The 25,730-nt window shown below is 61.8% G+C and carries 18 protein-coding genes; 3 read left to right on the forward strand and 15 right to left on the reverse strand.

Annotation, left to right across the window (positions count from 1 at the left end; translation table 11 throughout):
- Nucleotides 1-3: 3 nt before the first annotated feature.
- The 7 genes from ACE3PP_RS02375 to ACE3PP_RS02405 are packed head-to-tail and all read right to left on the reverse strand — an operon-like array spanning nucleotide 4 to nucleotide 8,185.
- Nucleotides 4-1,362, reverse strand: coding sequence for a M16 family metallopeptidase (locus ACE3PP_RS02375; protein WP_374377574.1), 1,359 nt, complete (start codon nucleotides 1,360-1,362; stop codon nucleotides 4-6).
- Nucleotides 1,359-2,741 (reverse strand): M16 family metallopeptidase, encoded by a 1,383-nt coding sequence (locus tag ACE3PP_RS02380; protein WP_374377575.1) that lies wholly within the window; start codon nucleotides 2,739-2,741, stop codon nucleotides 1,359-1,361. The genes ACE3PP_RS02375 and ACE3PP_RS02380 overlap by 4 nt, the downstream gene beginning before the upstream one ends.
- A 7-nt stretch (nucleotides 2,742-2,748) precedes the next feature.
- The gene (locus tag ACE3PP_RS02385) at nucleotides 2,749-3,345 is read right to left on the reverse strand and encodes a DUF3035 domain-containing protein (RefSeq protein ID WP_374377576.1); all 597 of its coding nucleotides are present in this window, start codon (nucleotides 3,343-3,345) and stop codon (nucleotides 2,749-2,751) included.
- 2 nt (nucleotides 3,346-3,347) lie between these two features.
- Complete coding sequence (gene lspA, locus ACE3PP_RS02390) at nucleotides 3,348-3,869, reverse strand: signal peptidase II (protein ID WP_374377577.1); 522 nt, start codon at nucleotides 3,867-3,869, stop codon at nucleotides 3,348-3,350.
- Nucleotides 3,866-6,724: an isoleucine--tRNA ligase gene (gene ileS, locus ACE3PP_RS02395; RefSeq protein ID WP_374377578.1), complete on the reverse strand. Its 2,859-nt coding sequence runs from the start codon at nucleotides 6,722-6,724 to the stop codon at nucleotides 3,866-3,868. Before ileS ends, lspA begins: the two co-directional genes overlap by 4 nt.
- A 22-nt stretch (nucleotides 6,725-6,746) precedes the next feature.
- Entirely contained in the window at nucleotides 6,747-7,733 is a 987-nt protein-coding gene (locus ACE3PP_RS02400) for a bifunctional riboflavin kinase/FAD synthetase (protein ID WP_374377579.1), read from the reverse strand.
- Between the two features lie 5 nt (nucleotides 7,734-7,738).
- On the reverse strand, nucleotides 7,739-8,185 hold the full coding sequence (locus tag ACE3PP_RS02405; protein ID WP_374377580.1) for a MaoC family dehydratase: 447 nt from the start codon (nucleotides 8,183-8,185) through the stop codon (nucleotides 7,739-7,741).
- A gap of 216 nt (nucleotides 8,186-8,401) precedes the next feature.
- Between ACE3PP_RS02405 and ACE3PP_RS02410 the strand changes: the two genes are divergently transcribed.
- Nucleotides 8,402-8,914, forward strand: coding sequence for a winged helix-turn-helix transcriptional regulator (locus ACE3PP_RS02410; protein ID WP_374377581.1), 513 nt, complete (start codon nucleotides 8,402-8,404; stop codon nucleotides 8,912-8,914).
- A 4-nt stretch (nucleotides 8,915-8,918) separates the two neighbouring features.
- Here ACE3PP_RS02410 and ACE3PP_RS02415 read toward each other — a convergent pair whose 3' ends face one another.
- The 8 genes from ACE3PP_RS02415 to ACE3PP_RS02450 form a co-directional block, all read right to left on the reverse strand.
- Nucleotides 8,919-10,328: an amidase gene (locus ACE3PP_RS02415; protein WP_374377582.1), complete on the reverse strand. Its 1,410-nt coding sequence runs from the start codon at nucleotides 10,326-10,328 to the stop codon at nucleotides 8,919-8,921.
- A gap of 15 nt (nucleotides 10,329-10,343) precedes the next feature.
- Nucleotides 10,344-12,119: an ABC transporter ATP-binding protein gene (locus ACE3PP_RS02420; RefSeq protein ID WP_374377583.1), complete on the reverse strand. Its 1,776-nt coding sequence runs from the start codon at nucleotides 12,117-12,119 to the stop codon at nucleotides 10,344-10,346.
- A gap of 11 nt (nucleotides 12,120-12,130) precedes the next feature.
- Nucleotides 12,131-13,084: an acetamidase/formamidase family protein gene (locus ACE3PP_RS02425; RefSeq protein WP_374377584.1), complete on the reverse strand. Its 954-nt coding sequence runs from the start codon at nucleotides 13,082-13,084 to the stop codon at nucleotides 12,131-12,133.
- 15 nt (nucleotides 13,085-13,099) lie between these two features.
- Complete coding sequence (locus tag ACE3PP_RS02430; protein WP_374377585.1) at nucleotides 13,100-14,785, reverse strand: ABC transporter substrate-binding protein; 1,686 nt, start codon at nucleotides 14,783-14,785, stop codon at nucleotides 13,100-13,102.
- Between the two features lie 102 nt (nucleotides 14,786-14,887).
- On the reverse strand, nucleotides 14,888-16,615 hold the full coding sequence (locus ACE3PP_RS02435) for an ABC transporter substrate-binding protein (RefSeq protein ID WP_374377586.1): 1,728 nt from the start codon (nucleotides 16,613-16,615) through the stop codon (nucleotides 14,888-14,890).
- Nucleotides 16,616-16,646: 31 nt separating this feature from the next.
- Nucleotides 16,647-17,567, reverse strand: coding sequence for an ABC transporter permease (locus ACE3PP_RS02440; RefSeq protein WP_374377587.1), 921 nt, complete (start codon nucleotides 17,565-17,567; stop codon nucleotides 16,647-16,649).
- On the reverse strand, nucleotides 17,567-18,412 hold the full coding sequence (locus ACE3PP_RS02445; RefSeq protein WP_374377588.1) for an ABC transporter permease: 846 nt from the start codon (nucleotides 18,410-18,412) through the stop codon (nucleotides 17,567-17,569). The genes ACE3PP_RS02440 and ACE3PP_RS02445 overlap by 1 nt, the downstream gene beginning before the upstream one ends.
- A gap of 75 nt (nucleotides 18,413-18,487) precedes the next feature.
- Nucleotides 18,488-19,558, reverse strand: coding sequence for a DMT family transporter (locus tag ACE3PP_RS02450; protein ID WP_374377589.1), 1,071 nt, complete (start codon nucleotides 19,556-19,558; stop codon nucleotides 18,488-18,490).
- Between the two features lie 258 nt (nucleotides 19,559-19,816).
- On the opposite strand from ACE3PP_RS02450, the gene ACE3PP_RS02455 reads away from it, so the two are divergent.
- Nucleotides 19,817-20,653 carry an alpha/beta fold hydrolase gene (locus ACE3PP_RS02455; RefSeq protein WP_374377590.1) on the forward strand — a complete coding sequence of 279 codons (837 nt, stop codon included), beginning with the start codon at nucleotides 19,817-19,819 and terminating at the stop codon, nucleotides 20,651-20,653.
- Between the two features lie 545 nt (nucleotides 20,654-21,198).
- Nucleotides 21,199-25,341, forward strand: a complete 4,143-nt coding sequence (locus ACE3PP_RS02460; RefSeq protein WP_374377591.1) for an NACHT domain-containing NTPase — start codon at nucleotides 21,199-21,201, stop codon at nucleotides 25,339-25,341.
- Nucleotides 25,342-25,730 lie beyond the last annotated feature (389 nt).

Consider the following 25,730-nt stretch of genomic DNA (forward strand, 5'->3'; position numbering starts at 1 on the left):
CCCTCATTGTACCTTTTGTGCGCCCGGAAGGTCACCCGGTTTGCCAGCGACGACGATGGTGAGCGCCTTCTCGTCGAGCAGTGCCTTGGCGACGCGCTTTACGTCGTCGATGGTGACGGCTTCGATCTCCTTGCGCCGGCGCTCGACATAGTCGAAGCCCAGATGGTTCATCTGGATGCCGAGCAGCGTATCCGCCGCCTTCGAGCTTGTCGTCAGGTTGCGCGGGTAATAGCCGAGAAGATAGGTGCGGGCGTCGTCGAGCTCTGTGGCCGTGGGACCTTCCTCGGCCATGCGGCGCCATTCCTTGCGCACCAGACCCAGCGTCTCGGCCACCTTGTCGTTGGGCGTCTCATAGCTGCCGGTGATGAGACCGGCATGATCGAGTGTCGCGAGGTCCGTGTTGATGCCGTAGCTCAGGCCTCGTTTCTCGCGCACTTCGGTCATCAGCCTTGAAGAAAAGCCGCCGCCGCCCAGCACGTAGTTCATGAGATAGGCGGCGAAGAAGTCCTTGTCGCTGCGCTTGATGCCGTTCTGCGCAAAGAGAACCGTCGCTTGCGGGATGTCGCGTTCCAGCACCCACAGGGACCCCTTGTCGGTGGCTTTCCCTTCAGGCACGTCGATGGGCGCCCCCTTGGCCGGAAGGCCGGCAAAGGCGCGGTCGACGAGGCGGCCGAGATCGGTCGCGTTGATGTCGCCCGCCGCTGCAACATAGAGATGATCGCGGGTCAGCCGGTCCTTCACAAAGTTGCGCAGATCGTCGGCATTGAGCGCCGACATGCTTTCCTTGGTGCCGTAATTCGACCGCGCATAAGGGTGATCACCCAGCAGCTTTTTCTCCAGCACGCGATTGGCGGCGGAACCAGGGTCGCGCATCTCGCCTTCGATCGCGATCAGGAAATGCCGGCGCATGCGCTCGACCGGTTCTTCATCGAAACGCGGTTTGGTCAGGGCCAAGGCCAGCAGGTCGGCCGCCTGATCCTTGTTCTCGGTCAGGGTGCGCAGATGGCCGCTGAAATCGTCGGCGCTGGCGTCGAAACTGTAATCGAGGCCGAGATCGGCGATCTTCTGCTGGAAGGCCGCCGAATCGATATCGCCGGCACCTTCATCCATCAGGCCGGAGGCCAGCATGGTGACGCCTTCCTTGCCGCTCGGCTCGACGGCGGTGCCGCCTTTCCAGCCGAAGGCCAGCGAAATGACCGGCACCGAATGATCCTCGATCAGCCAGACCTCGATCCCGGCCGGACTTATCACCTTCTGGATCTCGGTGGCGCCTGCCATCTGCGGCAGGAGAAAAAGGGTCAAAAGAACGATGGGGGCGAACAGAATCCGGCGCACCCGCAGCGCATGCATCATCTTGCTCATTGTGCCGTTCCGGCCGCGTCGGTCTGCGGCAACAAGGTCGAAGTCACGCTGTTCTCGCTGGTGAGAACAGCCTTGGCTGCCGCCATCACGTCGGCCGCGGTCACGGCACCGATGCGATCCGGCCAGGCTTGCACGTCGGCAAGGGTCTGCCCGCCGGCCAGGGCCGAAGCGACCAGCAGCGCCGGGCCGTTGAGGCTGTCGCGGGCCTTGGCGGCATCGAACAGCAATCTCTGCTTGGCCGCCTTGATTTCGTCATCGCTGACACCGTCTTTCAGCAGCTTGGCGATCTCGGCGTCGAGCGCCGCTTCGGCCTTGCCCACATCCGCCGCCTCGCGCGGGCTCGCGTAGAAGGTGAAGGTGCCGTAATCGCGGGCGTCGCCGGTGAAGTTGATGCCGGCGCTGAGGGCGACACCCTGCTCGATCACCAGATGACGATAGAGACGCCCCACGGCCCCGCCGCCCATTATTTCGGCAAGGACGCTCAGCGCATAGGGGCGCGTGTCCTTGTTGAGGGCCGCAGTGCGATAGCTTTCGGTCAAGTACCGGCGCCAGACGCTGGGATGCTCGACCTCGGGGCTTGCCAGCGACAGGCGGCGCGGCGCCTCGGGTGGGGGCTCCATCAGGCGGTCGCGCGCCGGCAAATCATGGGCGGGGAGAGGGCCGAAATTCTTCTCGGCCAGCGCCTTCACGGCTGCGGGCTCGACATCGCCGGCGACGATGAGGATGGCATTGTTGGGCGCATACCAGCGGCGATAGAAATCGACCGCATCCTTGGTCGAATATTGTTCCATCTCATGCCGCCAGCCGATGATCGGCAGGCCATAGGGATGGTTCTGATAGGTGGCGGCGTTCATTGCCTCGGAAAGGCGGCTGCCGGGGTTGCTTTCGATCGTCTGTCCGCGCTCGTTGAGGATGACGTCGCGTTCCGGCAGCACCACCTTGTCGTCGAGGCGCAGATTGACCATGCGGTCGGCCTCGGCCGCCATGAATTGCGGCAGATGCTCGGCGGCGAATTCCTGGTGATAGGCGGTCATGTCCTGGTTGGTGAAGGCATTGTCCGTGCCGCCTACCCGGTCGACATCCTGGCTGAACTGGCCGGCCTTCATCTTGTCCGTCGCCTTGAACATCAGATGTTCAAGGAAATGGGCGACGCCGTTCTTGCCGGGGAGGCCATCGGCGGCACCGACCTTGTAGACGACGATCTGGAACACGACGGGGGCGAGGTGCTTGGGCAGCACCACCACTTCCATCCCGTTCTTCAGAGTGAAGCTCTCGGCCTCGAAGAGGTCGGCCTGTGCGGCGGGTGCCAACAGGAACGAAAAACTAAGGCCGGCGCAAATCGCAGCCGGCCCCAGCAGAACTTTCTTCAAATTCGGCATCAGGATCCTAGAACAGGCCTTCGAGCAGGCCCTTCTTCTTGCGTTCAATGATGGGTACGTCGCCCTGGGTCGGCGCGTTACCGAGGGCCGCATTTTCCTGCAGGCGCTTCTGTTCCTCGGTCGGATCGACCACGGTGCCGTAGGGTTCGGGCTTGCGCCAGAAGACGATGCTGTCGATCAGCTGCTTCGAATCGGCCTCGTCCTCGGACGTTTCCGCATCGACCACCTGGCGGATGTTCGGATCCACGCCCGAAATGCCGGCCGATTGCAGCAGCGAGGCTTCGCCGGCCGACTGCGCGCTTGACGCTTCGCCGACGCCGATCTCGGGCAGCTTGGACGGCGCACCGCCGGCACCCGGATAACCAAAGACGACCTGCTGCGCCTGGTCGCGGGTGGTGCCTTCCTGCGGTCGCGGGCTGCCCGGCGCCGGTGGGCGCAGATTGTAATCGGGCGGCATCGACAGGGGGGCGTTGGAGACGACCTCGAACTCGTCCGGTGACCGTTTGGTCAGGCCAAGGGCCTCCTTGGTGCTGGTCGAGCAGCCGGCCAGCAGGGCGGGTGCCGCCAACAGGCCGAGCAGGGTCAGGGAAAGTTTCGCGCGCATGGTCAGGGGGCCTCCGATCCGGCGGTATTTTTACCCCTATCCGGCGACTGAAACAAGGCGTCGAACAACAAGAGAACGACACCCACGGTAATGGCGGAATCGGCCAGGTTGAAGGCCGGCCAATGCCATGTGCCGACATAGAAATCGATGAAATCGAAGACCGCCCCGAATCGCAGCCGGTCGACGACGTTGCCAAGAGCGCCGCCGATGATCAGCCCCACCGCATAGGCGGGAAGGCGGCTGGTGAGGCGTGTCAGCCAGATGACAAGGCCGACGCTCACGGCGACGGCCAGCGCCGACAGCAGATAGGGGCCGGTCCCGCGCAGCATGCTGAACGAAACGCCCGTGTTCCAGGCCATGACGAGGTTGAGGCCCGTATCGCCGACGGCGAGCAGCGGGATGACCCGCGGCGGGTTCATCACCTCGACCATGATCCACCATTTGCTGAGCTGGTCGGCAACGATGATGAGACCCGCGAGGAGAATGGCGTTGCGCAGCAAGGCAGCGGAGGCAATGCGCATCATGCAGCCCCAACGACGTCGGCGCAGCGGTGGCACAGCGTCGGATGCGCCTCATCCTTGCCGACCTCGGGCAGGACCTGCCAGCAGCGTTCGCACTTCTCGCCGTGCGCCAGTTCGACGACGACCGCGACGCCGCCGACATCCGCTTGCGCGAAGGCATTGGCCGGGGCCGCATCGCCGCGCAAGGTGATGCCGGACGTGATCGAGATCTCGGAAAGATCGAGACCGGCCAGCTGCGCCTGCCGCTCATCCGACAGATAGACTTGCGGATGGGCCTGCAGGCTGGCGCCGATCATCTTCTCGGCGCGCGCCTTTTCCAGGGCGCCGGTCACGACGCGGCGGATGTCGCGCACATTCGCCCATTTGGCGGCAAGGGCTGCATTCTGCCAGTTCGCCGGCAAGGTCGGAATGACGCGCAAGTGCACGCTCTCCTCTCCCTCTTTCCAGGGCCGCGCCCGCCAGGCTTCCTCGGCGGTGAAGCACAGGATGGGGGCAAGCCATGCCGTGAGGCAGTTGAAGACTTCATAAAGCACCGTGCGCGTGGCGCGGCGGCGGATGGCGCTCGGCTTGTCGCAATAGAGCGCGTCCTTGCGGATGTCGAAATAGAAGGCTGAAAGATCGACCGCGCAGAAATTATGCAGCTCGGTGAAGAGGTCGTGGAAATCATAGCTCTCGGCCGTTTCACGCACTTTCGCGTCGAGCTCGCTCAGGCGGTGCAGCACCCAGCGGTCAAGCTCCGGCATGTCTTTCGCATCCAGCCGCTCGGCTTCCGACCAGCCTTCAAGCGCCCCCAGCACATAGCGGAACGTGTTGCGCAGACGCCGGTAATGATCGGCCATGAACTTCAGGATTTCGTTGCCGATCCGAAGATCGTCCGAATAATCCGATGCCGTGACCCACAGGCGCAGAATGTCGGCGCCGTAATTCTTCATTACTTCCTGGGGCGAGACGACGTTGCCCAAGGATTTCGACATCTTGCGGCCCTGCTCGTCGAGTACGAAGCCGTGGGTGAGAACGCCCTTATAGGGCGCCTTCCCGCGCGTGCCGACGCTCTCCAGCAGCGAGGAATGGAACCAGCCGCGATGCTGATCCGACCCTTCGAGATAGAGATCGGCCGGGCTCGTCATATCCCAGGTCGGATCGGCGCGCGTCGCTTCTTCCAGCACGAAGGCATGGGTCGAGCCGGAATCGAACCAGACGTCGACCACGTCCTTCACCTGCTCGTAATCGTCCGGGCTGTATTCGTTGCCGAGGAAACGCGAGGGCGGGCTTGCGTACCAAGCATCGGCACCTTCGGCCGCGAACGCCTCGACGATGCGGTCCATCACCTTCTGGTCCTTGAGGAGCGCCCCCGTCTTCTTCTCGACGAAGACGGCGATGGGAACACCCCAGGCGCGCTGGCGGCTGATGCACCAATCGGGGCGGTTTTCGATCATCGAGAACAGGCGATTCTTGCCGGCGGCCGGCACGAAGCGCGTCTTCTCGATCTCAGCCAGCGCCGTCTTGCGCAAATCGTTCTTCTCCATCGAGATGAACCATTGCGGCGTGTTCCTAAAGATGATCGGCGCCTTCGAGCGCCAGGAATGCGGATAGGAATGGGTGATCTGCGCGCGCGCCACCAGCATGTTGCGGGCAGCCAGTTCAGCGATGACCGCTTCGTCAGCATCGCCCTTCTTGCCATAGGGTGTCATCACGCGCTTGCCGGCGAAGAGCGGCACATGGTCGTAATAGGCGCCGTCGGCACCCACCGTCTGCGGCACCTCGACGCCGTTCGCCATGCCGAGTTCGTAGTCGTCCGCACCGTGGCCCGGCGCGATATGGACGAAGCCCGTACCGGCTTCGGTCGAAACGAAATCGCCGGCATAGGCATTGACCGCGAAATCATAGCCCGACCCGTGGAACGGATGATGCGCCGACGTGCCGGCAAGGGCTGCCCCTTTGCCCGACCAGAAGATCTTGGCGCCCGTGACCGCGGCCTTCTCCTCGAAGGCTGACTTCAGCGCCTCGGCGACGATCAGCTTGTCGCCGACTTTCACATGGGCGCCTTCGCCGACGCTCGTCACGTCGAGACCCACATAATCGATCTCGTTGCCGAAGGCGATGGCGCGGTTCCCGGGAATGGTCCAGGGCGTCGTCGTCCAGATGACGATGGCAGCACCCTTCAGGGCATCCGGGCCCTTCTGCACCGGGAACTTCACCCAGATCGTGTTGCTGACATGGTCGTGATATTCGACCTCGGCCTCAGCCAGCGCCGTCTTCTCGACGACCGACCACATGACCGGCTTCGAACCGCGGAAGAGTCCGCCGTTCATCAGGAACTTGCCGATCTCGCGCACGATCTGCGCCTCGGCCTGATAGGCCATCGTCGTATAGGGATGGTCCCAGTCGCCGGCAACGCCCAGGCGCTTGAACTCCTCGCGCTGCACGTCGATCCATTTGGCGGCGAAGTCGCGGCACTGGCGGCGGAACTCGTTGATCTCCACCTCGTCCTTGTTCTTGCCGGCCTTCCGGTACTGTTCCTCGATCATCCATTCGATGGGCAGGCCGTGGCAATCCCAACCGGGCACGTAATGCGCATCCTTGCCCAGCATCTGCTGCGAGCGGTTGATGACGTCCTTGAGGATCTTGTTGAGCGCATGGCCGATATGGATGTTGCCGTTGGCATAGGGCGGGCCGTCATGCAGCACGAACTTCTCGCGGCCCTTCGACGCCTTCCTGAGCTTGCCGTAAAGATCGTCCTTCACCCAGGCATCGAGGATCGCCGGTTCCTTCTTCGGCAAATCGCCGCGCATGGGAAAATCCGTCTTCGGCAGGAAGACGGTGTTCTTGTAATCCGGCTTGTTGGCGTCGGCGCTCATCTTCTTCTTCAATCCGTTCGGTTCAATTCTGGTGGCTGCCGGGATGTGATCCCGGCTTCGGGCCGCGATAGTCGGCCAATATCCTGCGGGCGGTGTCGCTGTCGGCGGCAATCTGCGCTTTCAGCGCATCGAGCCCGTTGAACTTCATCTCCGGCCGGATGAAGTCGATGAGGGCGACGCGCAGATGCTTGCCGTAAAGGTCGTCCGCGAAATCGAAAAGATGCGTCTCCAGCTGCACGCGCGTCCCGCCCACGGTCGGGCGGCGGCCCAGATTGGCAACACCCTTGATCCAGCTCTGCGCCGGTTCGTCGGCAAGTGTCGCCATGATGGCGTAGACGCCGAGCTTGGGCTCAAGATACTCGCCGATGGCGATGTTGGCCGTCGGAAAGCCCAATTGCCGGCCCCGCGCATCGCCATGCTCGACGCGGCCCTCGATCTCCCAGGGGCGGCCCAACGTGGCCGCCGCACTCTTGGGATCGCCCGCCTGCAATTGTTCGCGCACCAGGGTCGATGAGAAGGCGCGCCCGTCACCCTTTTTGGCAGCGGCGACGGACGTAACGCCGAAGCCATGCCGCCCACCGAATTCGGTGAGAAGGGCTGCGTTTCCGGCGCGCCCCTTGCCGAAGCTGAAATCGTAACCCACGACGACATGCGCGATATGGAGGCCGCCGACCAGGATGTCGGTGACGAAATTCTCGGCGCTGCGGCCCATCAGGGCGGCGTCGAAGGCCAGCTCGAACACGAAATCGACACCGAGCGCCTGCAGGTGCCGCGTCTTGATGCGGAACGGTGTCAGGCGAAAGGGCGGATCCTCGGGCCGCATGAAGGTCCTGGGATGCGGCTCGAAGGTGAGGACCGCGAGCGGTGCCTTCTTGGAGCGCGCGATCTCTGCCGCCTGGCCGATTACCGCCTGGTGTCCCAGATGCACGCCGTCGAAATTCCCCAGTGCCACCACGGCGCCGCGGGCCTCGAACGGAACGTCTTCGATATGCCGGATGATACGCAGCATCGCCATCACTTCGGGCGCTTGGGCACCAGCAATTGCGCCTCGCCCTCCAGCACCACGGTCTCGCCGACCGTGGCAACGGTCGAGAAGGTGGCGCGGCCCTTTTCCTTGTCGACGGCGGTCGCTGTGCAGCGCGCCACCACCGTGTCGCCGATGCGGACCGGCGCCTTGAACTTCAGGGTCTGGGACAGATAGATGCAGCCCGGCCCGGGCAGCTTGGTGCCGAACACGGCCGAGATGAAGCCCGCCGTCAGCATGCCGTGGGCGATCCGGCCCTTGAACATGGTGGGCTTGGCGAATTCCTCGTCGAGATGGACCGGGTTGGTGTCCCCCGAAACGCCGGCGAAAAGGAGAATGTCGGCTTCCGTCACCGTCTTTGAAAAAACAGCCGACATGCCCGTATCAAGTTCATCGGCATATTTGCCGCGCAACTCATCCGCGTAGGCGACGCTCATGTTTCACCTGTTCCAGAGGAAAGACGGCCGCCGCCGGGCATTTAGGCCCGCGCTTCGCACCGCACAAATCGCGCGGCACTATAGCGACCGCACCCCCCTGCCTCAAGAACAGGCAGCGCAACAATCTTAAGGGGCGGGTCCCGCCGGCCGCAGGTTCTACCCTTGCGCCCCTATCTTACTGATCCTAAATTGCAATCAGTTTTGGCGAGGATCAACGTGACCGACGAAAGCCGCTCCGGCTGCCCCATCAACCTCTCTCTCGAGACCCTCGGGGACCGTTGGTCGCTGATCATCATTCGCGACATGATGTTCGGCAATCGCCGCCATTTCCGCGAACTCCTCAACAAGTCCGAGGAAGGCATCGCCTCCAACATTCTGGCCGACCGGCTGAAGCGCCTTTCCGAAAGCGGGCTCATCACCCGCGCCGACGACCCCAGCCATAAGCAGAAGGCGATCTATTCCCTGACCGAACGGGCGATCCAGCTGGTACCCCTGCTCGCTGAAATGGCGTCCTGGGGCCGCCGCCACCTGCCGGTCAGCCGCACACTCTCGGTGCGGGCCGAAATCCTGGAACAAGGCGGCCGCCCGCTTTGGAACGAATTCATGGACGAACTGCGCGAAATCCATCTGGGCACGCCGCGTCCCGGGACCGGCCCCAAGGCCAGCGACAAGATGCACGATGCCTATCTCGCCGCATTGGCCGAGGAAACCATCACGCCGCGTAAATAGCGCCTTACCCCTTGGGATCGATCGGCACGGCGTCGTGCAAGCCGAGGATTTCTTCGAACAAGGCAGCGTGCGAGAGAAGTTCCGCCTCGCCGCGTGGTTTGCCGACGATCATCAACCCCATCGGCCGGCCATCCGCTGAAAAGCCGCAGGGGAGCGACAAAGCAGGGCACGATGTCATGGTGATGAGGGCTGCGAGCTTCAGCCATTCGACGTAATTGTCGAGCTGCTCGCCGTTGATCTCGCGCGGCCAGCGTTCCTTGATGTCGCGCGGCAGGATGGGTGCCGCGGGCAGCACGAGGAGGTCATAGTCTTGAAAGAACTTCACCATGTCGGCGTAGAGGCGCGAACGCCGGAGATGCGCCTTGCCGATTTCCTCCGCCGACAATCCTAAGCCCTTTTCGGCATTCCAGATCACTTCGGCTTTCAACTTGTCGCGATGCTTGTTGAGCAGGGGGCGCATGGTGGTTGCGTAATCGACCGCGCGCAGGGTCTGGAAGGCGTTGCCGACGCCGCTGAAATCCGGCGAGGCTTCCTCGAAGCTGAGCCCGGCTCCCGTCAGTTTCTCGATTGCCGCGCGGCAAAGGCTCTTCACCCCCGCCTCGATCGGCAGAGCCGCCGGGTCGAGATAGAAGCCGACACGCTTGGGCTTCAGCTTCTTCTGTGCCGTGGTGAGGAAAGGCTCGGCAGGTGCTGGGAACGAGACTGGAATATCGACATGCCAGCCCGCCATCGCATCGAGGAACAGCGCCGTGTCGGCGACATTGCGCGCCATCGGCCCGTCGACCGCCAGCGTGTCGAAGCGCAGTTCCCCCGGCCCCGACGGCACGCGGCCCGGCGACGGACGCAAGCCTACCACCGAGCAGAAAGCAGCGGGTGTGCGAAGTGAGCCGCCGAGATCCGAACCCGTCGCTAGCCAGACTTCGCCGGTCGCCAGCGCCACAGCGGCTCCGCCCGACGAACCGCCGGCATTGAGCTTCACGTTCCACGGGTTGTAGGTCTCGCCATGCACCTCGTTGAAGGTGTTGCCGCCGGCGCCGAATTCCGGGCTGTTGGTCATGCCCAAGACGATGGCGCCGTTTTGCTCCAGGCGCTCTACCATGATGTCGGACTTTTCCGGCACATTGTCGGCAAAGATCGGCGAACCATAGGTGACGCGCACGCCCGCGACGTCGTTGAGTTCCTTGACGCCGATGGGGAGGCCGGCCAGCGGCCCGCGCTGTTCGATCGGCTTTTGCATCAGCCGCTTGGCATGATCACGTGCGCGCTCGGCGCACAGCGTTACCATGGCGTTGACCTTGGGGTTGACTGCCTCGATCCGCGCCAGCGCGTTATCGATCAGCTCCAGCGGCGTCACCGCCCCGGCTTTCAGCAGTTCCACGGTTTGTAAGGCGGTCAAACGCCAATAGTCGGTCATAGCTCGGTTCTTTCGTCAGGCGGCGACCAGATGGCCATCGCCAAGGTCGCGGAAGGTCACATATTGCGGTTCGTAATCGACCGGGCGGAAGGGGCTCGGCACTTCACCCTCGATCCGCTTCCTGTCTCGCTGCCATTCCTCGGAATGCCGGCGCGCCGGGTCCGGGATCGGCACGGCGGCGAGGAGCTTCTTCGTATAGGGATGCTGCGGGTTGCCGAGCACCGCCTTGGTCGGTCCCATCTCGACGATCTGGCCCAGCTGCATCACGGCGACGCGGTGGCTGATCCGTTCCACCACGGCCATGTCGTGCGAGATGAAGAGATAGGCCACCCCCAACTCGTCCTGCAATTCCTTCATCAGTTCCAGGATCTGCGCCTGGATGGAGACGTCGAGTGCCGAAACGCATTCGTCGGCGACGATGGCCTTGGGCCCCAAGGCGAGTGCCCGTGCGATGCAGATGCGCTGGCGCTGGCCGCCGGAGAATTCGTGGGGAAAGCGCGTCATCTGCTCCGGTGTCAACCCGACGCGGCGGAAAAGTTCCGCAGCTTTCTCGCGGCGGCTGGCGGGCGTGCCGATATTGTGGATGAGGAGCGGCTCCGTCACCAGATCGCCCACATTCATGCGTGGGTCGAGCGAAGCCAGCGGATCCTGGAAGATCATCTGCACACGGCGGCGGATGGCCTTCAATTCGGCTGCCGACTTCTTTCCCTCCGCTTCGCCTTCGATGCGGATGGCACCGCTCGACGGGACCAGGTGCAGCAGCGCCTTTCCCGTCGTCGATTTGCCGCAGCCCGATTCACCGACCAGCGCCAGCGTCTCGCGCGGCTTCAAGTCGAAGCTGATCTTCTCGACCGCATGAACCCGCTGCTGCACGCGCTGCAACAGGCCACCCTTCACATCGAAGCGGACGATCATGTCCTTCACCTCGATGATCGGTTGTGCTCGGCTTGTGTCCGGCGCCAAGGGCGCCGCGGCACCCTGGTTGAAGCTCGGCACGGCGGCGAGCAGTGCCTTGGTGTAGGGATGCGTCTGGTGTGCGAAGATCGCTTCCGTGGCGCCCCGTTCGACCGCCTCGCCCTTTTTCATGACGACGACGCGGTCGGCGATTTCGGCGACGACCCCCATATCGTGGGTGATCATGATGATGGCGGTGCCGGTCTCGCGCTGCAAAGTCGCCATCAATTCCAGGATCTGCGCTTGGATGGTGACGTCGAGCGCCGTCGTCGGTTCGTCGGCGATCAGGATCTTTGGCTTCAAGGCCATCGCCATCGCGATCATCACGCGCTGGCGCATGCCGCCGGAAAGCTCATGCGGATACTGCTTCAGGCGCCGTGCGGGCTCCGACATGCGCACGGCCTCCAGCGCTTCCAGTGCCCTGGCGCGCGCGGCCGCCTTGGAAAGGCCCAGATGCCGCCTGAGCCCTTCGGTCAATTGCGTGCCGACCGAGATGACGGGGTTGAGGCTCGTCATCGGCTCCTGGAAGATCATCGCGATCTCGTTGCCGCGCAGATCAGACAGTTCGGTGTCGGTGAGCGTCAGCAGGTCGCGCCCCAGGAAATGAGCCGATCCTTCCGCCACGCGTCCGCCCGGTTTGGGCAGCAGCCCCATCAGCGACAGGGCCGTCACCGATTTCCCAGACCCGGATTCACCGGCGATGCACAAGGTCTCGCCCGCGCGGAGGTCGAAGCTCAGTCTGTCGATGACCCGGGCGGCACCGCTCGGCGTCGCGAATTCGACCGACAGGTCGCGCACGTCCAGGATGACATCGCCGATTTTCTTGCCACTGCTCATGATGCTTGCAACTATTCCAGCACCACCCGCGGGAAGTAGAACGACACGACCCAGTTCGGCATGTCGACGATCTCGCTGATGCGCAAATCGCCGCAGACCGAGCACAGCATATAGGCATCGGCGGGCGGGATGCCGTGGCGCTTCGACAGCAGCTCGACCATGCCGGCGACCGCCGCCTTGGCGCCTTCCATCAGATCGGTGCCGATGCCGGTCGTCACATCATAGCCCTTGGCGTCGAGATGTTTCGTGACCGGCCCTGCCGTGCGGAAGCGCGGGAATTTGAGGTTCGCCCCCTTCACCAGGTCGAGCTTCACGGTGACGTCCATCGGACTTTCAATCGCCGTGCCGCAGACCTCGCCATCGCCTTGCGCCGCATGGGTGTCGCCCAGCGAAAAGAGACCACCCGCGACTTCCACCGGGAGATAGAGCTCGGTGCCGACGCTCATGTCGCGAATGTCCATGTTGCCGCCGACGCGGCGTGGCGGCACGACCGAATGGAGGCCCGCTTCCGCCGGCGCCAGGCCGATCGTACCGGCAAATGGCTTCAGCGGCACGTTGGCCAAGCCCTTGAAACCGGCTGTGTCCAGCGCATTCGCGTCATATTTCCAGATATGGAGCGCCGGCTCCTTGAATTGGTCGGCGAGCAGGCCGAAGCCCGGAATGTTCGCCGTCCAGCCCCAGCCGGAGGGACGATAGGCCATGAGCGTGATCTTGATCGCATCGCCCGGTTCGGCACCGTCGACATAGACCGGCCCGGTCGTCGGGTTCACTTTCCCGAAATCGAGCTTGCCCATATCGGCGACGGTCCAATCCGGGTTGATCTGTCCGCCCGATGAATCGATCGTCTCCAGATCTATCACCGCACCCGGCGCCACGGTCAGGACCGGCTTCAGGCTGTTGTCCCAACCGTGATGATGGTGATGCTTGTGGATCGTGTGACCCGCATGGATGTGCGAACCGCTCATGACCTGCTCCCTTGCTTACTGCTTCACCCAGACCGCGTCATAGGGGAAGGGCTGGGTGATGATGTCCTTGAAGTAGCTGGCATCGCCGTCGATCTTCTCGGACTTCAGCGCATAGCGGCGCGCATTGACCAGCGGCACCCACGGCGCATCCTTCATGATGTCGGCATAGATGCCCTTCCAGGTATCAAGCCGTTCCTGGGCCTTCGCTGGATCGGTGATCGCATCGGCGGCGGCGGCGCGGGCGTCGATATCCTTGTTGCAATAGAAGGACCAGTTATAGCCGCCCTCGATCGCCCCGGCGCAGCCCAGGATCGCGGTGTAGAAGTTGGAAGGATCGGGGAAGTCGGCATACCATTCGGTAAGGCTCATCGGCGCGCCGTCCGGCTTCGAGCTCACCCCGACCGAGGTCGCGAGGTCGAGCCCTTTCAGTTCGACCTTGATGCCGATGGCAGCGAGATCCTGCTGGATTGCCTGGCCCATGCGCGGCCACGGATCGGCATTCTGGAAATAAAGCTCGGTCGAAAAGCCCTCGCCGACGCCCGCGGCCTTCAGCAATTCCTTCGCCTTCTCGATATCGTGCGGATAACCCTGATAGCTGGGGTCATAGCCGCCCATCGCCGGCGGCAGCACCTGATTGGCCGGCGTCGCTCGGTCGTTGAGGATCTTCGCCAGCCGTTCCTTGTCGATCGCCATGTTGACCGCCTGCCGCACCTCGACCTTGTCGAAGGGCTTGAGGTTGAGATTCATGGCGAGATAGTTGGTGTTGAGCTGGTCGGCCGTGATGAAGCGGTCTTTGAGCTTTTCATCCTTGGAGACTTCCAGGAACTTTGCCGGCGGGAAGATGTCGCCCGTGATGTCGGCCTCATTGTTCTGGACTTTGAGGACCTGCACCACCGGCTCGATGCCGAACTGGATGGTGATTTTGTCGGCAAAGCCTTCCGACTTGTTGAAATTGTCGGCAAAGCGGTCGAGCACGATGCGCTGGCCCGGCGTGTATTCGGCGAGCTTGTAGGCGCCAGTGCCGACGACATGGTGGGTGAAGTCGGGCCCGTATTTTTCGACCTCCTCCTTCGGCACGACCATGCCGAAATTGAGACCGAACACAGCGAGCATGGTGGCGTTCGGCGCCGAGAGCTCGAACTTCACGGTCTTGTCGTCCGGCGTGGTGATGCCAGCGATGTCCTTGGCCTTGCCGTCGGCAAAATCCTGATAGCCCTTGATGCTGGCGAAATAGCCGGCACCCGGGCTCTGCGTCTTCGGGTCGACCACGCGCTCGATCGAATATTTGACGTCGGCAGACGTCATGGCGCGGCCGTTATGGAACTTCACCCCGTCATGGAGCTTGAACGTGTAGGTGAGGCCGTCCGGCGAAATCTCGAAGCTCTCGGCGAGATCGGGGACCAGTTCGGTGGTGCCGGGCTTGTAATCCATCAATCCGTCGAACACGGCGCGGATCGGCGACCAGCTCTGGAACGTATAGCCGATGGCCGGGTCCATCGAATCGAGATCGTCCTTGAAGACCACCGTGTATTCGCCGCCGACCTTGGGGCCTGAGGCGGCGGCCGGGGCAGGAGCCGCCTCGCTGCTGGCAGTCGTGGCAGTGGCCGATTGATTGGCAGCGGCTTCTTCCTTCTTCTCCTCGCCACAGGCGCCGAGGACGAGAAGGGCCGCAATCGAGACGGTGCTCAAGAATCTGTTCATGATGGATCCGATATCAGGCTGATGGTGTCGTTGCGGGACGTGTGTCGGAAAGTCTAGGTGGCGGAACGGCGTCCCTCCGCTCCGCCACCTCGCGCCGGCAGCTTATTTGCCGTCCGTCGCATAGACCTCGTCATAGTTCACCGGGATGTGGATCGGGTCGGCGAACACGCCATTGGGTCCCTGCACGCGCTTGGCATGCACCACATAGGCCTTCTCGTTGAAGATCGGCGCCCAGGGGGCGTCGGTCATCAGATCGGTGAAGATCTTGCCCCAGGCGGTGGCGCGCTCGGCGCTTTTCGCCGGGTCGGTCATGGCATTGGCTTCCGCGGCACGCTTGTCGAGCGCCTCGTTGCAGTACCAGGACCAGTTCCAGCCGCCGTCGACGGCGCCGCCGCAGCCCAGGATCGCGGTGTAGAAGTTGGAAGGATCGGGGAAGTCCGCGATCCAGGCCATGCCGCCGGACCAGATCATCGGCGCCCCGTCCTTCTTGCCGCCGGCGGCAATGACGGTGCCCATGTCCAGGCTCTTGAGATTGGCCTTGATGCCGATGGCGCTGAGATCCTGCTGGATGGCCTGGGCGATGCGCGGCTGCGGGTCGGTGTTCATGACGTAAAGGTCGGTCTCGACGCCGCCCTCCAGGCCCGCTTCCTTCATCTTCGCCTTGGCGCCCTCGACGTCGAAGGCATAGCCCTTATAGGACGGGTCATAGCCCGGCATGGCGGGCGGCAGCGGCTGGTTGGCCGGCACCGCGCGGTTGTTGATGAGCTGGACGATGCGCTCCTTGTTGATCGCCATGTTGACCGCCTGGCGCACCGCCGGCTTGTCGAAGGGCGGGATGTTGACGTTCATCGCCACATAGCCGGTATGGAGCTGGTCGGCGGTGATGACGAGATCCTTCGATGCCGGATCGTTCATCATCTCGGTGAACTTCGCCGGGGGAATGCCGTCGCCGGCAATGTCGATCTCGCCCTTCTGCAGGCGCAGCAACGCGACGACCGGCTCCTGGCCGATCTCGAAGGTGATCTTGTCGAGATGCGGGATGCCGGCCTTGTAATAATCGGCATTGCGCTCCAGCACGATCTTCTGGCCCGACGTCCATTCCGTCACCTTGAAGGCGCCGGTGCCCACGGGCTTCTTGCCGAAATCGGCGCCGGCCTTCTCAACCTCTTCCTGCGGCACGACGAACGAGAAGTTGAGCGCCATCAGATGCAGCATGGTGGCGTCGGGCGCCGTCAGCTCGATCTTCACCGTGTAATCGTCGGGCGTCGTGATGCCGGCAACTTCCTTCGCGGACCCGCCCTGGAATTCGGCAAAGCCCTTGATGCCCGCGTAATAGCCCGCACCCGGGCTCTGCGTCGCCGGGTTGATCATGCGCTCCAGGCTGTACTTCACATCGGCGGCCTTCATCTCGCGGCCGTTATGGAATTTGACGCCGTGGCGCAGCTTGAACGTATAGGTGAGCCCGTCCGCCGAGGTTTCGAAACTCTCGGCGAGGTCCGGCACGATCTCGGTGGTGCCGGGCTTATAGTCGAGCAGGCCGTCGAACACGCTCTTGATCACCGACCAGTTCTTCCAATCGTAACCGATGGCAGGGTCGAGTGTGGGGAGATCGTCCTTGAAGGTGACAATCATCGTGCCGCCTTGCTTCGGTCCGCTGTCGGCCGGGGCAGCGACTTCCGTCGTCGCCGTGTTGCTGGCGGCGGGCGCTGCTTCGGTCGTCGCGGTTGTGGCCGTCTCGTTGCCGGCGGCGGCTTCTTCCTTCTTCTCCTCGCCGCAGGCACCCAGTGCCAGCAAAGCGACGATCGATGCGGATGCGAGCAAACGGTTCATCAGATCCTCCTGTCCAAGGGAAACGAATTTTTCACTTAAGCCGAATTCGGGGGTCGATCAGCGGCGCCACCAGATCCGCCAGTAGATTGCCGATGACGATGGCACAGGCCGAGACCAGCGTCACGCCCATGATGATCGGGATATCGATCTGCTGGATCGCCTGCCAGGTCAGCTGCCCGATGCCCGGCCAGCCGAAAACCGATTCCACCACCACGATGCCGCCCATGAAGGCGCCGATATCGAGCCCGATCATGGCAAGGATCGGCAGCAGCGCGTTGGGGACGATATGCACGGCGACGATGCGCGCGCGTGCCAAGCCCTTGGCCCGCGCCGTGCGCACATAATCCTGCCGCAACACCTCGATGATGGAGGAGCGCATCATGCGCGCATACCAGCCGGCGCCGATGAGGCCCAGCGTCAGCGAGGGGAGGACCAATTGCTGCCACGTGCCGTAACCGCCGATCGGGAACCAGCCGAGGCCCACGGCGAAGATGAAGAGCAGCAGATAGCCCAGGAAAAATTGCGGCGTCGAGACGAAGACGAAGGCACCCAGCATCATCGCCTGGTCGGTCCGCGTGTTGCGGCGGAAGGCGGCGAAGGTGCCAAGGGTAAGGCCGATCACGAGTTCGGCGCAGATCGCGCCCACCATCAATAGCAGCGTGGCGGGGAGCCGCGCACCGATCAGTTCCGAAACCTGGCTCCTTTGCACATAGGAGCGCCCCAGATCGCCGGTCGCCAGCCGCGCCACATAGCGTCCATATTGTTCCCAGACCGGCCGGTCTAGGCCCAATTGCTGGCGCACCTGCTCGACCTGGGCAACGCTCGCCGTGCGGCCCGCCACCTGCCGCGCCGGATCGGCGGGCAGCAGGAACAGCAGCAGATAGGTGATGATGCTGACACCGACGAGGATGAGTGCTGCACGGAGGAGGCGCCGGAGGATATAGGCCGTCATCAGTGCCGCCCCCGCAAGGTGGGGTCGAGGATATCGCGCAAAGCGTCGCCGATCAGGTTGAAGGACAGCGCCAGCATGGCGATGCCGAGGCTGGGGAAGAAGACCAGCCAGGGGGCGCTTTCGAAATAGGTCTGGTTCTCGTTGGCCATGTTGCCCCAGCTCGGGGTCGGTGGCTGCACGCCGACGCCGAGATAGGAAAGAACCGCCTCGAACAGCGAGGTGGTGGCGATGCCCAGCGTTCCCCAGACAATGAGGGTCGGCAGCAGATGCGGCAGGATATGGCGGATGAGGATGCGCGGCGTCGAGGCGCCGACCGAGCGCACTGCCTGCACATATTCGCGCTCCGAAAGCGAGATGGTCTCGGTATAGACCACGCGCGCCACCTGCACCCAGCTCACCATGGCGATGACGAGTGCCACCTTCCACAGGCCCGGGCTGGTGAGGGCCGCCAGCAGAATGGCGAGCAGCAGCACGGGGAAGGCCATCATCAAATCGGTAAAGCCCATCAGAAGATTGGCGACCCAGCCGCGCATATAACCGGCGGTGACGCCGATGAGGGCGCCGATGGCGAGTGCCACACCGTTCGCCACCACGCCGACCAGCAGCGTCGCCCGCGCGCCATAGATGAGCCGCGAGAGGAGATCGCGCCCCAGCAGATCAGTTCCCAGCCAGAATTGCGCATTGGGTGGCAGCGGCGCCCCTTCCAGGGTCAGCCCTTCGAAGAATTGCTGTTCCGGCGGAAAGGGAGCGATGAAGGGCGCGAAGACCGCCGCCAGGACGAAGACGGCAATGATGGCAAGGCCGAGCACGGCCAATTTGCGCTGGAGCAGCGCGGCAATGATCATGGTTCTAAACTTGAAGCTGGTTCAGGTTTTCGCCAGCGAACATAGAGCCGGTATTGAAGCCGATCAAGCGAACCTTCAATGCCCGTCCTGGCCCCGCAGCACATAGAGCCCCGCGCCGATGATGAGCGCGATGCCGGCGAAGGTGGTGGGGTGCGGCACTTCGTTCCACAACCACCAGCCGAACAAGGTCCCATAGAGGATCGACACATATTCGAACGGGGTCACCACGCTGGCGGCGGCCAGACGATAGGCCTGCGTCAGCAGGAACGAGCCGCAGGCGCCGATGAGCCCGGTCGAGGCGATCATCAGGAAATCGAGCGTCCCCGGCATGATCCAGGGCCGCAATAGGAAGACAAGGCTCTTGTCCGAGAAGCCGCTCGACAAATCGGTGCCGAGATTGGTGAGAATGGCAGTGACAACTGCGCCGGCCAGGAAGACGAGGTTCTGATAGCTCGCCATCACGGCGCCGCTTTCCTGGTCCGCCAGCTGCCGCGCCATCACCGAGGCCAGCCCATAGAACAGCGGCGAGGCGAGGGCGAGAAGGGCCGCGGGCTTCAGCAGGCTGTCGACGGCGCTCCCGCTTTCACCATTGCTCTCCAGCAGGCTCGGCCCGAAGCAGATGACCAGCACGCCCACGAAACCGACGATGACCGCCGCCACCTGCGCGGGGCGCACCTTTTCCCCCAGCATCGGCCCGGAGAGCAGCACGATGAAAAGCGGGGCGGCGAAGAAAAGTGCCACCGCCACCGCCAGCGGCAGATTGGCGATGGCGAGATAATAGGTGGTGTAGGAAACCAGCAGCAGCAAGGCGCGGAAAGTCAGGCGCTTCCAGCGCGGTGAAAAGACCGCCGTCAATCCGCCGCCGCCGAAATGCAGCAGGAAGGCGAGCGGCACGCAGGCCACGATTCCGCGCATGGTCAGCACTTCGGAAAGCGGATAGCCGCCGCCGCTCATCAATTTGATGACGACATCCTGCAGTGAAAAGACGGCCGCCCCGCCCACCAGGCAGGCGATCCCCGGCAAGGGGCCACGCTGCGACGGCGCACCCGAATCCTGTGGCGTATCCAGCGGCCCAACTACTTCCGGCCCAATGACCTCCGGCCCGGTCGCCGCCAATTCGCCGCTTCGTCCCTCGGATGTCGCCAAGATGCACGCCCAGAATACGCTGTTTGCTCCAAACCCCGCCGCACTCTGCACATCGGCGCCGCACCCGGCAATGTCGTAATGGTGCAAGTTTCCGCGTGAGGTTCATCGCCGCAAAGCCCATCACCGAATTATCCTACAAAAGAGGTGGCATCTGCCGCCGCTTCCAGCTAATCCAAACCTGTGTTGCCGCGAAATTCCCCTTAATATTGTGTGGGTTAGCGGCTTCTTTGCCCCACTCCAAGAAAGGATATTCCGGCCATGAGCTTCGTCACCACAAAGGACGGCGTCGAGATCTTCTTCAAGGATTGGGGCCCCAAGGACGCGCAGCCCCTCGTCTTCCATCACGGCTGGCCGCTCAGCAGCGACGATTGGGACGCGCAGCTGCTCTTCTTCGTAAAGCAGGGCTACCGCGTCATCGCCCACGACCGGCGCGGCCACGGCCGCTCGTCACAGGTCTGGGACGGCCACGACATGGATCATTACGCGGCCGACATCGCCGCCGTCGTGCAGCACCTCGACCTCAAGAACGCGGTCCATATCGGCCATTCGACCGGCGGCGGCGAGGCGGCGCATTACGTGGCACGCCACGGTCAACAGCAAGGCCGCGTCGCCAAGCTGGTGATGATCGGCGCGGTGCCGCCGCTCATGCTGAAGACCCCGGCCAATCCCGGCGGCTTGCCGATAGAGGTGTTCGACGGTTTCCGCAAAAGCCTCTCCGACAATCGCGCGCAATTCTATCTCGATGTCGCGGCGGGTCCTTTCTATGGCTACAACCGGCCGAACGCGAAGAAGTCCGACGGCATCGTCTGGAACTGGTGGCGCCAGGGCATGATGGGCGGTGCCAAGGCCCATCTCGACGGCATCAAGGCCTTTTCCGAGACCGACTTCACCGACGATCTCAAGATCATCACCGTGCCGACCCTGGTGATGCACGGCGATGACGATCAGATCGTGCCGATCGCGGATTCAGCTCTTCTCGCCATCAAGCTGCTGAAGAACGGCACCCTCAAAGTCTATCCCGGCTTCCCGCACGGCATGGCGACGACCGAACCCGACACGATCAACGCCGACCTCCTCGCCTTCATCCGCGCGTAAAGCGCACGCCCCTCGCGGCCGATCCCCTCTCTTCAGTGAGTTGGGATCGGCGCTGGGCGAGGTCCGCGAAGGCGCCATCCGCAGTTAGGTCAACGACGCCCCGCCAATCGTGCACTCGCCGAGTTTGAGGCGGAGCGGCAGCACGAGGATCTCGGCAACGCGCATTGTCACCTCCGCGGAAAGGGAGACGGTCCATCGGCGTATGCCTACGCCCGTCCGCCGTCATTCCGGGCTGCTTACGGCAATTGAAAGGTCTCAGATTAGACGCGTCCGCCGACTGCATTTCTCGCGTCAATTCAAAAGTTATGCTACCAGAGAGCGATAATTCTTGAGCGTCGAGTCTGATGGTTAAGAATAAGAACAGGGACGACTTCACTTCGAAGACAAAGGATCAAATCGCAAAGCAGGCTGGCTGGCGATGTTCATATCCGTCGTGCCGCAAGGAGACAGTCGGGTCAACGTCGGACGGTCAAAGTGTAATCAATATTGGTACGGCTGCGCACATTTGTGCAGCAGCACCTGGAGGGCCGCGCTACGATCCAACCATGACGCCCGAAGAGCGGCGTTCCCCAAAAAACGGAATTTGGATGTGTCGTGATCACGGCACAGCTATCGATTCGAAAGACTCTGAATTCACTGCCGAACGTCTTCGGGAATGGCAAGCGCTAGCGCACAAGGATTCCTTGCGCCGCTTACTTAACCACGAAGTTCCGTATAGGCCGGGGCTCGCATCGCCCAGTGAGATCACAACTCGGCTGACCGCGGCGGCGACGGCTGATCTTGAAGTGCTGCGGCGCACAACGAAATGGCCTTCTACGTCAGTTGAGCTCTCACTAAGCGTAAAGGAATTCAGTGAGCCGGCCAGCACCAGCGCGCTCGCGAACGCGGTAATATCGCTCGACGATCTGATTCTCGTTGCTCCACCGGGAATGGGGAAAACCACCACGCTCTTTCAAATCGCTGAGGGCATGTTGGCGAGCGGAAGTGGCATTCCCCTTTTCGTCTCGCTCGGCGATTGGGCGACAGGAAATTTGACGCTCCTGGATGCTATCCTGAAGCGCCCGGCTTTGCGCGGCCTCTCAGAAGATGACTTTCGCATCGTCGCGGCGCAGTCAGGTGTTGTGCTGTTGCTCGATGGCTGGAACGAGTTGGACAGCGCTGGACGCAAACGTGCAGCGGTACAGATCAGTACACTCAAAGCTGAGTTGCCCGAGTTGGGGCTCATTGTATCTACGCGCAAACAAGGGCTCGATGTTCCCTTCGTAGGCGTGCGTGTCGAATTGCTGCCATTGGATCGAAGGCAACAGATGGAGATTGCCACAGCAGTGCGCGGCGCTTCAGGTCGTACGATACTGGAGCAGGCGTGGCGTACTCCTGGTGTGCGTGATCTCGTTACCATTCCCCTGTATCTCACGGTGTTGCTAGCTCTTCCTGAAGAGGCTTCGTTTCCCGCAACCAAAGAAGAAGTATTGCGACGTTTCGTGGGTGCCCATGAAACGGACACGCGGAATGCTGAAGCACTTCGATCGGCATTGCACGGGGTTGAGTCTAAGTATCTTGCCGAACTCGCTGTTTTTGCCGTCACGACTGGGAATACGACCATTTCTGATGGGGACGCCCGAAGAATAATATCAGCCGCTGCCAAGGAACTAATCGCGGACGGGCAGATCGAGAGCTGCGATCCCAGCGGTATCCTTGATGCGCTCGTCAGCAATCACGTTTTGATACGATCCAGTGAATCGCAAGGGTATTCCTTTCAGCACCAGCAATTTCAAGAGTGGTACGCTTCGCATCACGTTGAAAGCTATATGATGAAAGCAATTGACGAGGTGGCGTCCCGCGAAAAATTGAAGGCAGACATTTTTGACAACCGGTCGTGGGAAGAAGCGGTATTATTTGCGGTAGAGCGCCTAGGGCTTGGCGACTCACCACAGCAGAAGGCATGCGCCGGAGCTATCCTTTGCGCGTTCGATGTTGATCCAATTCTCGCTGCAGAAATGATTTTCCGTTGCACCGATGCGGTTTGGGTTGCAATCAGCGCTGAAATTCAGAGGCGAATCAATAAATGGCACAAACCTGGTAAGGCCGATCGGGCGCTAAGATTCATGATTACATCCGGCCGGCCAGAGTTTTTCAACCTCCTATGGCCGTTGATTACCCACAAGGACAAACAAGTTCGCCTCCAAGCACTCCGAGCGGGTGGTCGCTTTCGCCCATCTATTCTTGGCCGAGATGCGGCTAAGCTTATCGCCGAGCTGGAGTCGGAAACCAGAGGTGACGTCCTTGGTGAGATCGCGTCACAAGGTGGCATCGAAGGTCTCGATCTTGCAACTGCAGTTGCAAAGGAAGAAGTTGACTCACAGGTCAAGGCAGATGCTGTGAAGGCGTTAGCATTTCGCCAAGCCGATCGGCATATCTTGGAAGTACTCAACAATGCAGACGAGAGGACTTTTGATCTACTTGCGGCGAATGGGGCAATCGATGATATCGCAGATGAAGGCATACAAGCAGCCTTGAAGGCTGCTAGGGCTCGGCAGCGTGAAGCGGGCGTTTCAGATTTTCAGCAGTTACGGTCTATTGCGTTTGGAACGGTCGAAGATGACGCGAGTGCCAAGATTCTGTCGATAGTTTCGAGCATGGAAATTGACCGAACCAATGGTGACTATCGGGGTGTCTTCAATGATCTAAGTCGCCGCTATCTTCCCGCTGTCGCTGAAGGCCTCCTGAAACGCGTGTATGAAGGCAGCATTTTACCTTATGGTGCAGATGGTATTTTGGCGGCTGCGCGTCTCGCGATAGACGATGAAGTGCTGATAGGGATTGCGCTCACGGAGGAATCAACGCACAGCGAGCGTGCAGAGGCAGCAGCGTCAGTTCTTGGGCCGGTTGGAGTGGGGCGGCTGATCAAAGAGTACCTTGAAGTTGGGAGGCGATTGCACGGGCCTGGTCGGAAGTACAATCAGGCTGCAAGCGAGCGCTACTACGATCTTCGCGAGCGTATTGGGCATACACCTGCTGCGAGCTTGCTTGCCGCGGTACAAGCATTTGCAGACGCAGCGGATAGCAATGACGCTTCTGAGTTGGCTGGACTACTTGGTCGTGGAACCGAAAGTATGAGAGACCAAGTAAGGTCGTTTGGCCCAAAGGAGCAGGGCCAAATCGGATTGCTGGCGCTCCAATGGGGGGAGCGAATGCTAGCCTCGGGCGATGCTGCGACCCGGTGGCATATAGCCTCCATTGCCAGACTGATAGCTCACGCCCCGTCTCCATCTCTATTGCCATTGCTTAAGCGACTCCTGGATGAGGATCTGCGGCGCGTAGAGGCATTTCGCATTGAAGCCAACGCAAATGGTTGGCAACCGGGCAGAGCCACTGATGAAGCCCGGATATCACATAGTGAAGCTTACAAGAGCGCATTCCTAGCCATAAGGTCGCCTCAGACAAGTACGCTGGCGAAGGAGTATCTTCTCGACAAAGATTTTGGCAAAGCGGCTGCTATCGTGCTTAGTGTCCAATGGGAAGAACAGAATGGATCGAAGGATGACGAAAGGCGAAGAATTGGCCCGAATTTCTCAAGCGTAGCGGAGCGTCGTTTGGCGCGCGCGAGTCAACCTACAGCGACGTCTGAGCAGGCGGAGGCGATTTTCGGTGCGATCGATAAACTGCTGGTCGACGAGTCTTCCGCAGATCAAAAGAACCTCGCGATAGAACTTGGAATTGTTGGCGCACGTCTCCCACATGGCGAGCGTAGATCTACGATTCAGGAACTTATGGCTTTGGCTGGATGGCGATCACGGCCAGCGCTGGTCCTCGCTCTCGTGCTTTCTGGAGAAGAAGTAGACATTAGCATTGTTGCCGCGGGTATAGCTGAAGTGTTCGAGCGCGCTAGAGAGCATCCATGGATACTAGCAGACGGAAATGGCTATGCGCTTAGAGACTGGTTACAACTGCTCCCGTTTGTGAATGCTCCAGGAGACTCGCTGCCTATAATATTGAATTTGCCCGAACAGTTCAGGACACCTCAGTTCTTAGAGCACGCTTTGGGTCTCTTCGCTGAGGCACCTTCTGGTGAAGCTGAGAATGTCCTTTTCAGGCTCGCTGAGGAAGCCCCGAGCTTCTACGCAAGCCGTCACTGGCGTGAAGCCGTGCTGAAGCGCGGTACCTTATCTGCGATGACCAAATTTATCGATCTAAGTGCACAGGGCGCTATTGATTGGCGAACGACCGATGAATGGCACATTGCTCGACAAGTAGGTGAATGGATCGAGCGGTATCCACAATTGCGCATGCATGTTTATGATTTGCTCAAGACGGAGCCCATTTCGTCGGGCCATTCCATGCTGGCGCAAGCTGTGGCGGAAAATCCAGATGCAGAAGGCCTGCTGTTGCTAGTTGGTCTGGAATCTGTGAGGAAGCATGGGCGATCGTTTATCGGAAGGCGAACAGTTGAGCGCATCGTTACCAAGCATGTGCCTTCAGAAGACTGGGTCGGTACCTTTTATGCAGTGCCCATTGCCGTAACCGAGTTGCGCCGCAAACTATTCGAAATGACGGCGCTCAGTGAGGTCGGGGATGTCGCGTCCCGCTGCCTAAACCTCATCGAGACACTAAGAGATGATTTCGGGTATCCGGAGAGTGAGCCCCGACATCCTGACTTGGGATCAGCCCGGCCGTGGCCACAGATTTAAATGGTTCCTATTTTGTTCTTGACTCTCACCTAGGAATTTGCTACTATTCCAACTTAGCGCGCTGTTACCGCCTTTGGCCTGGATCCGGTCATCGGCAATCGCTCGGGTTGGCCGGCTTTCTGCCGTCGGACAGGCTTGTCCGCGCGGGGTGAGGGAGGCCGGATTCTTGGGGTGCCTCAGGTGCCCCCGCCTATAGCCGGTGGCGATACACAGGGCTCCCCGGCCGCAACGGGTGACGCGGTCCCGCCTGGACGGTTGGGCGGCCAAACACGTTCCCTGCGGGTCGCCATGGACACGCGACTCCCTGCGGATCGCCACGGACACGCGATCCTCCGCGCGGCACCTGGGGCAAGTGCCGTCCCTGACCGGTTGGGATAAGGCCGGTCCCT

Origin of the sequence: Dongia sp., from assembly GCF_041910485.1 — a bacterium.
Lineage (GTDB): Bacteria > Pseudomonadota > Alphaproteobacteria > Dongiales > Dongiaceae > Dongia.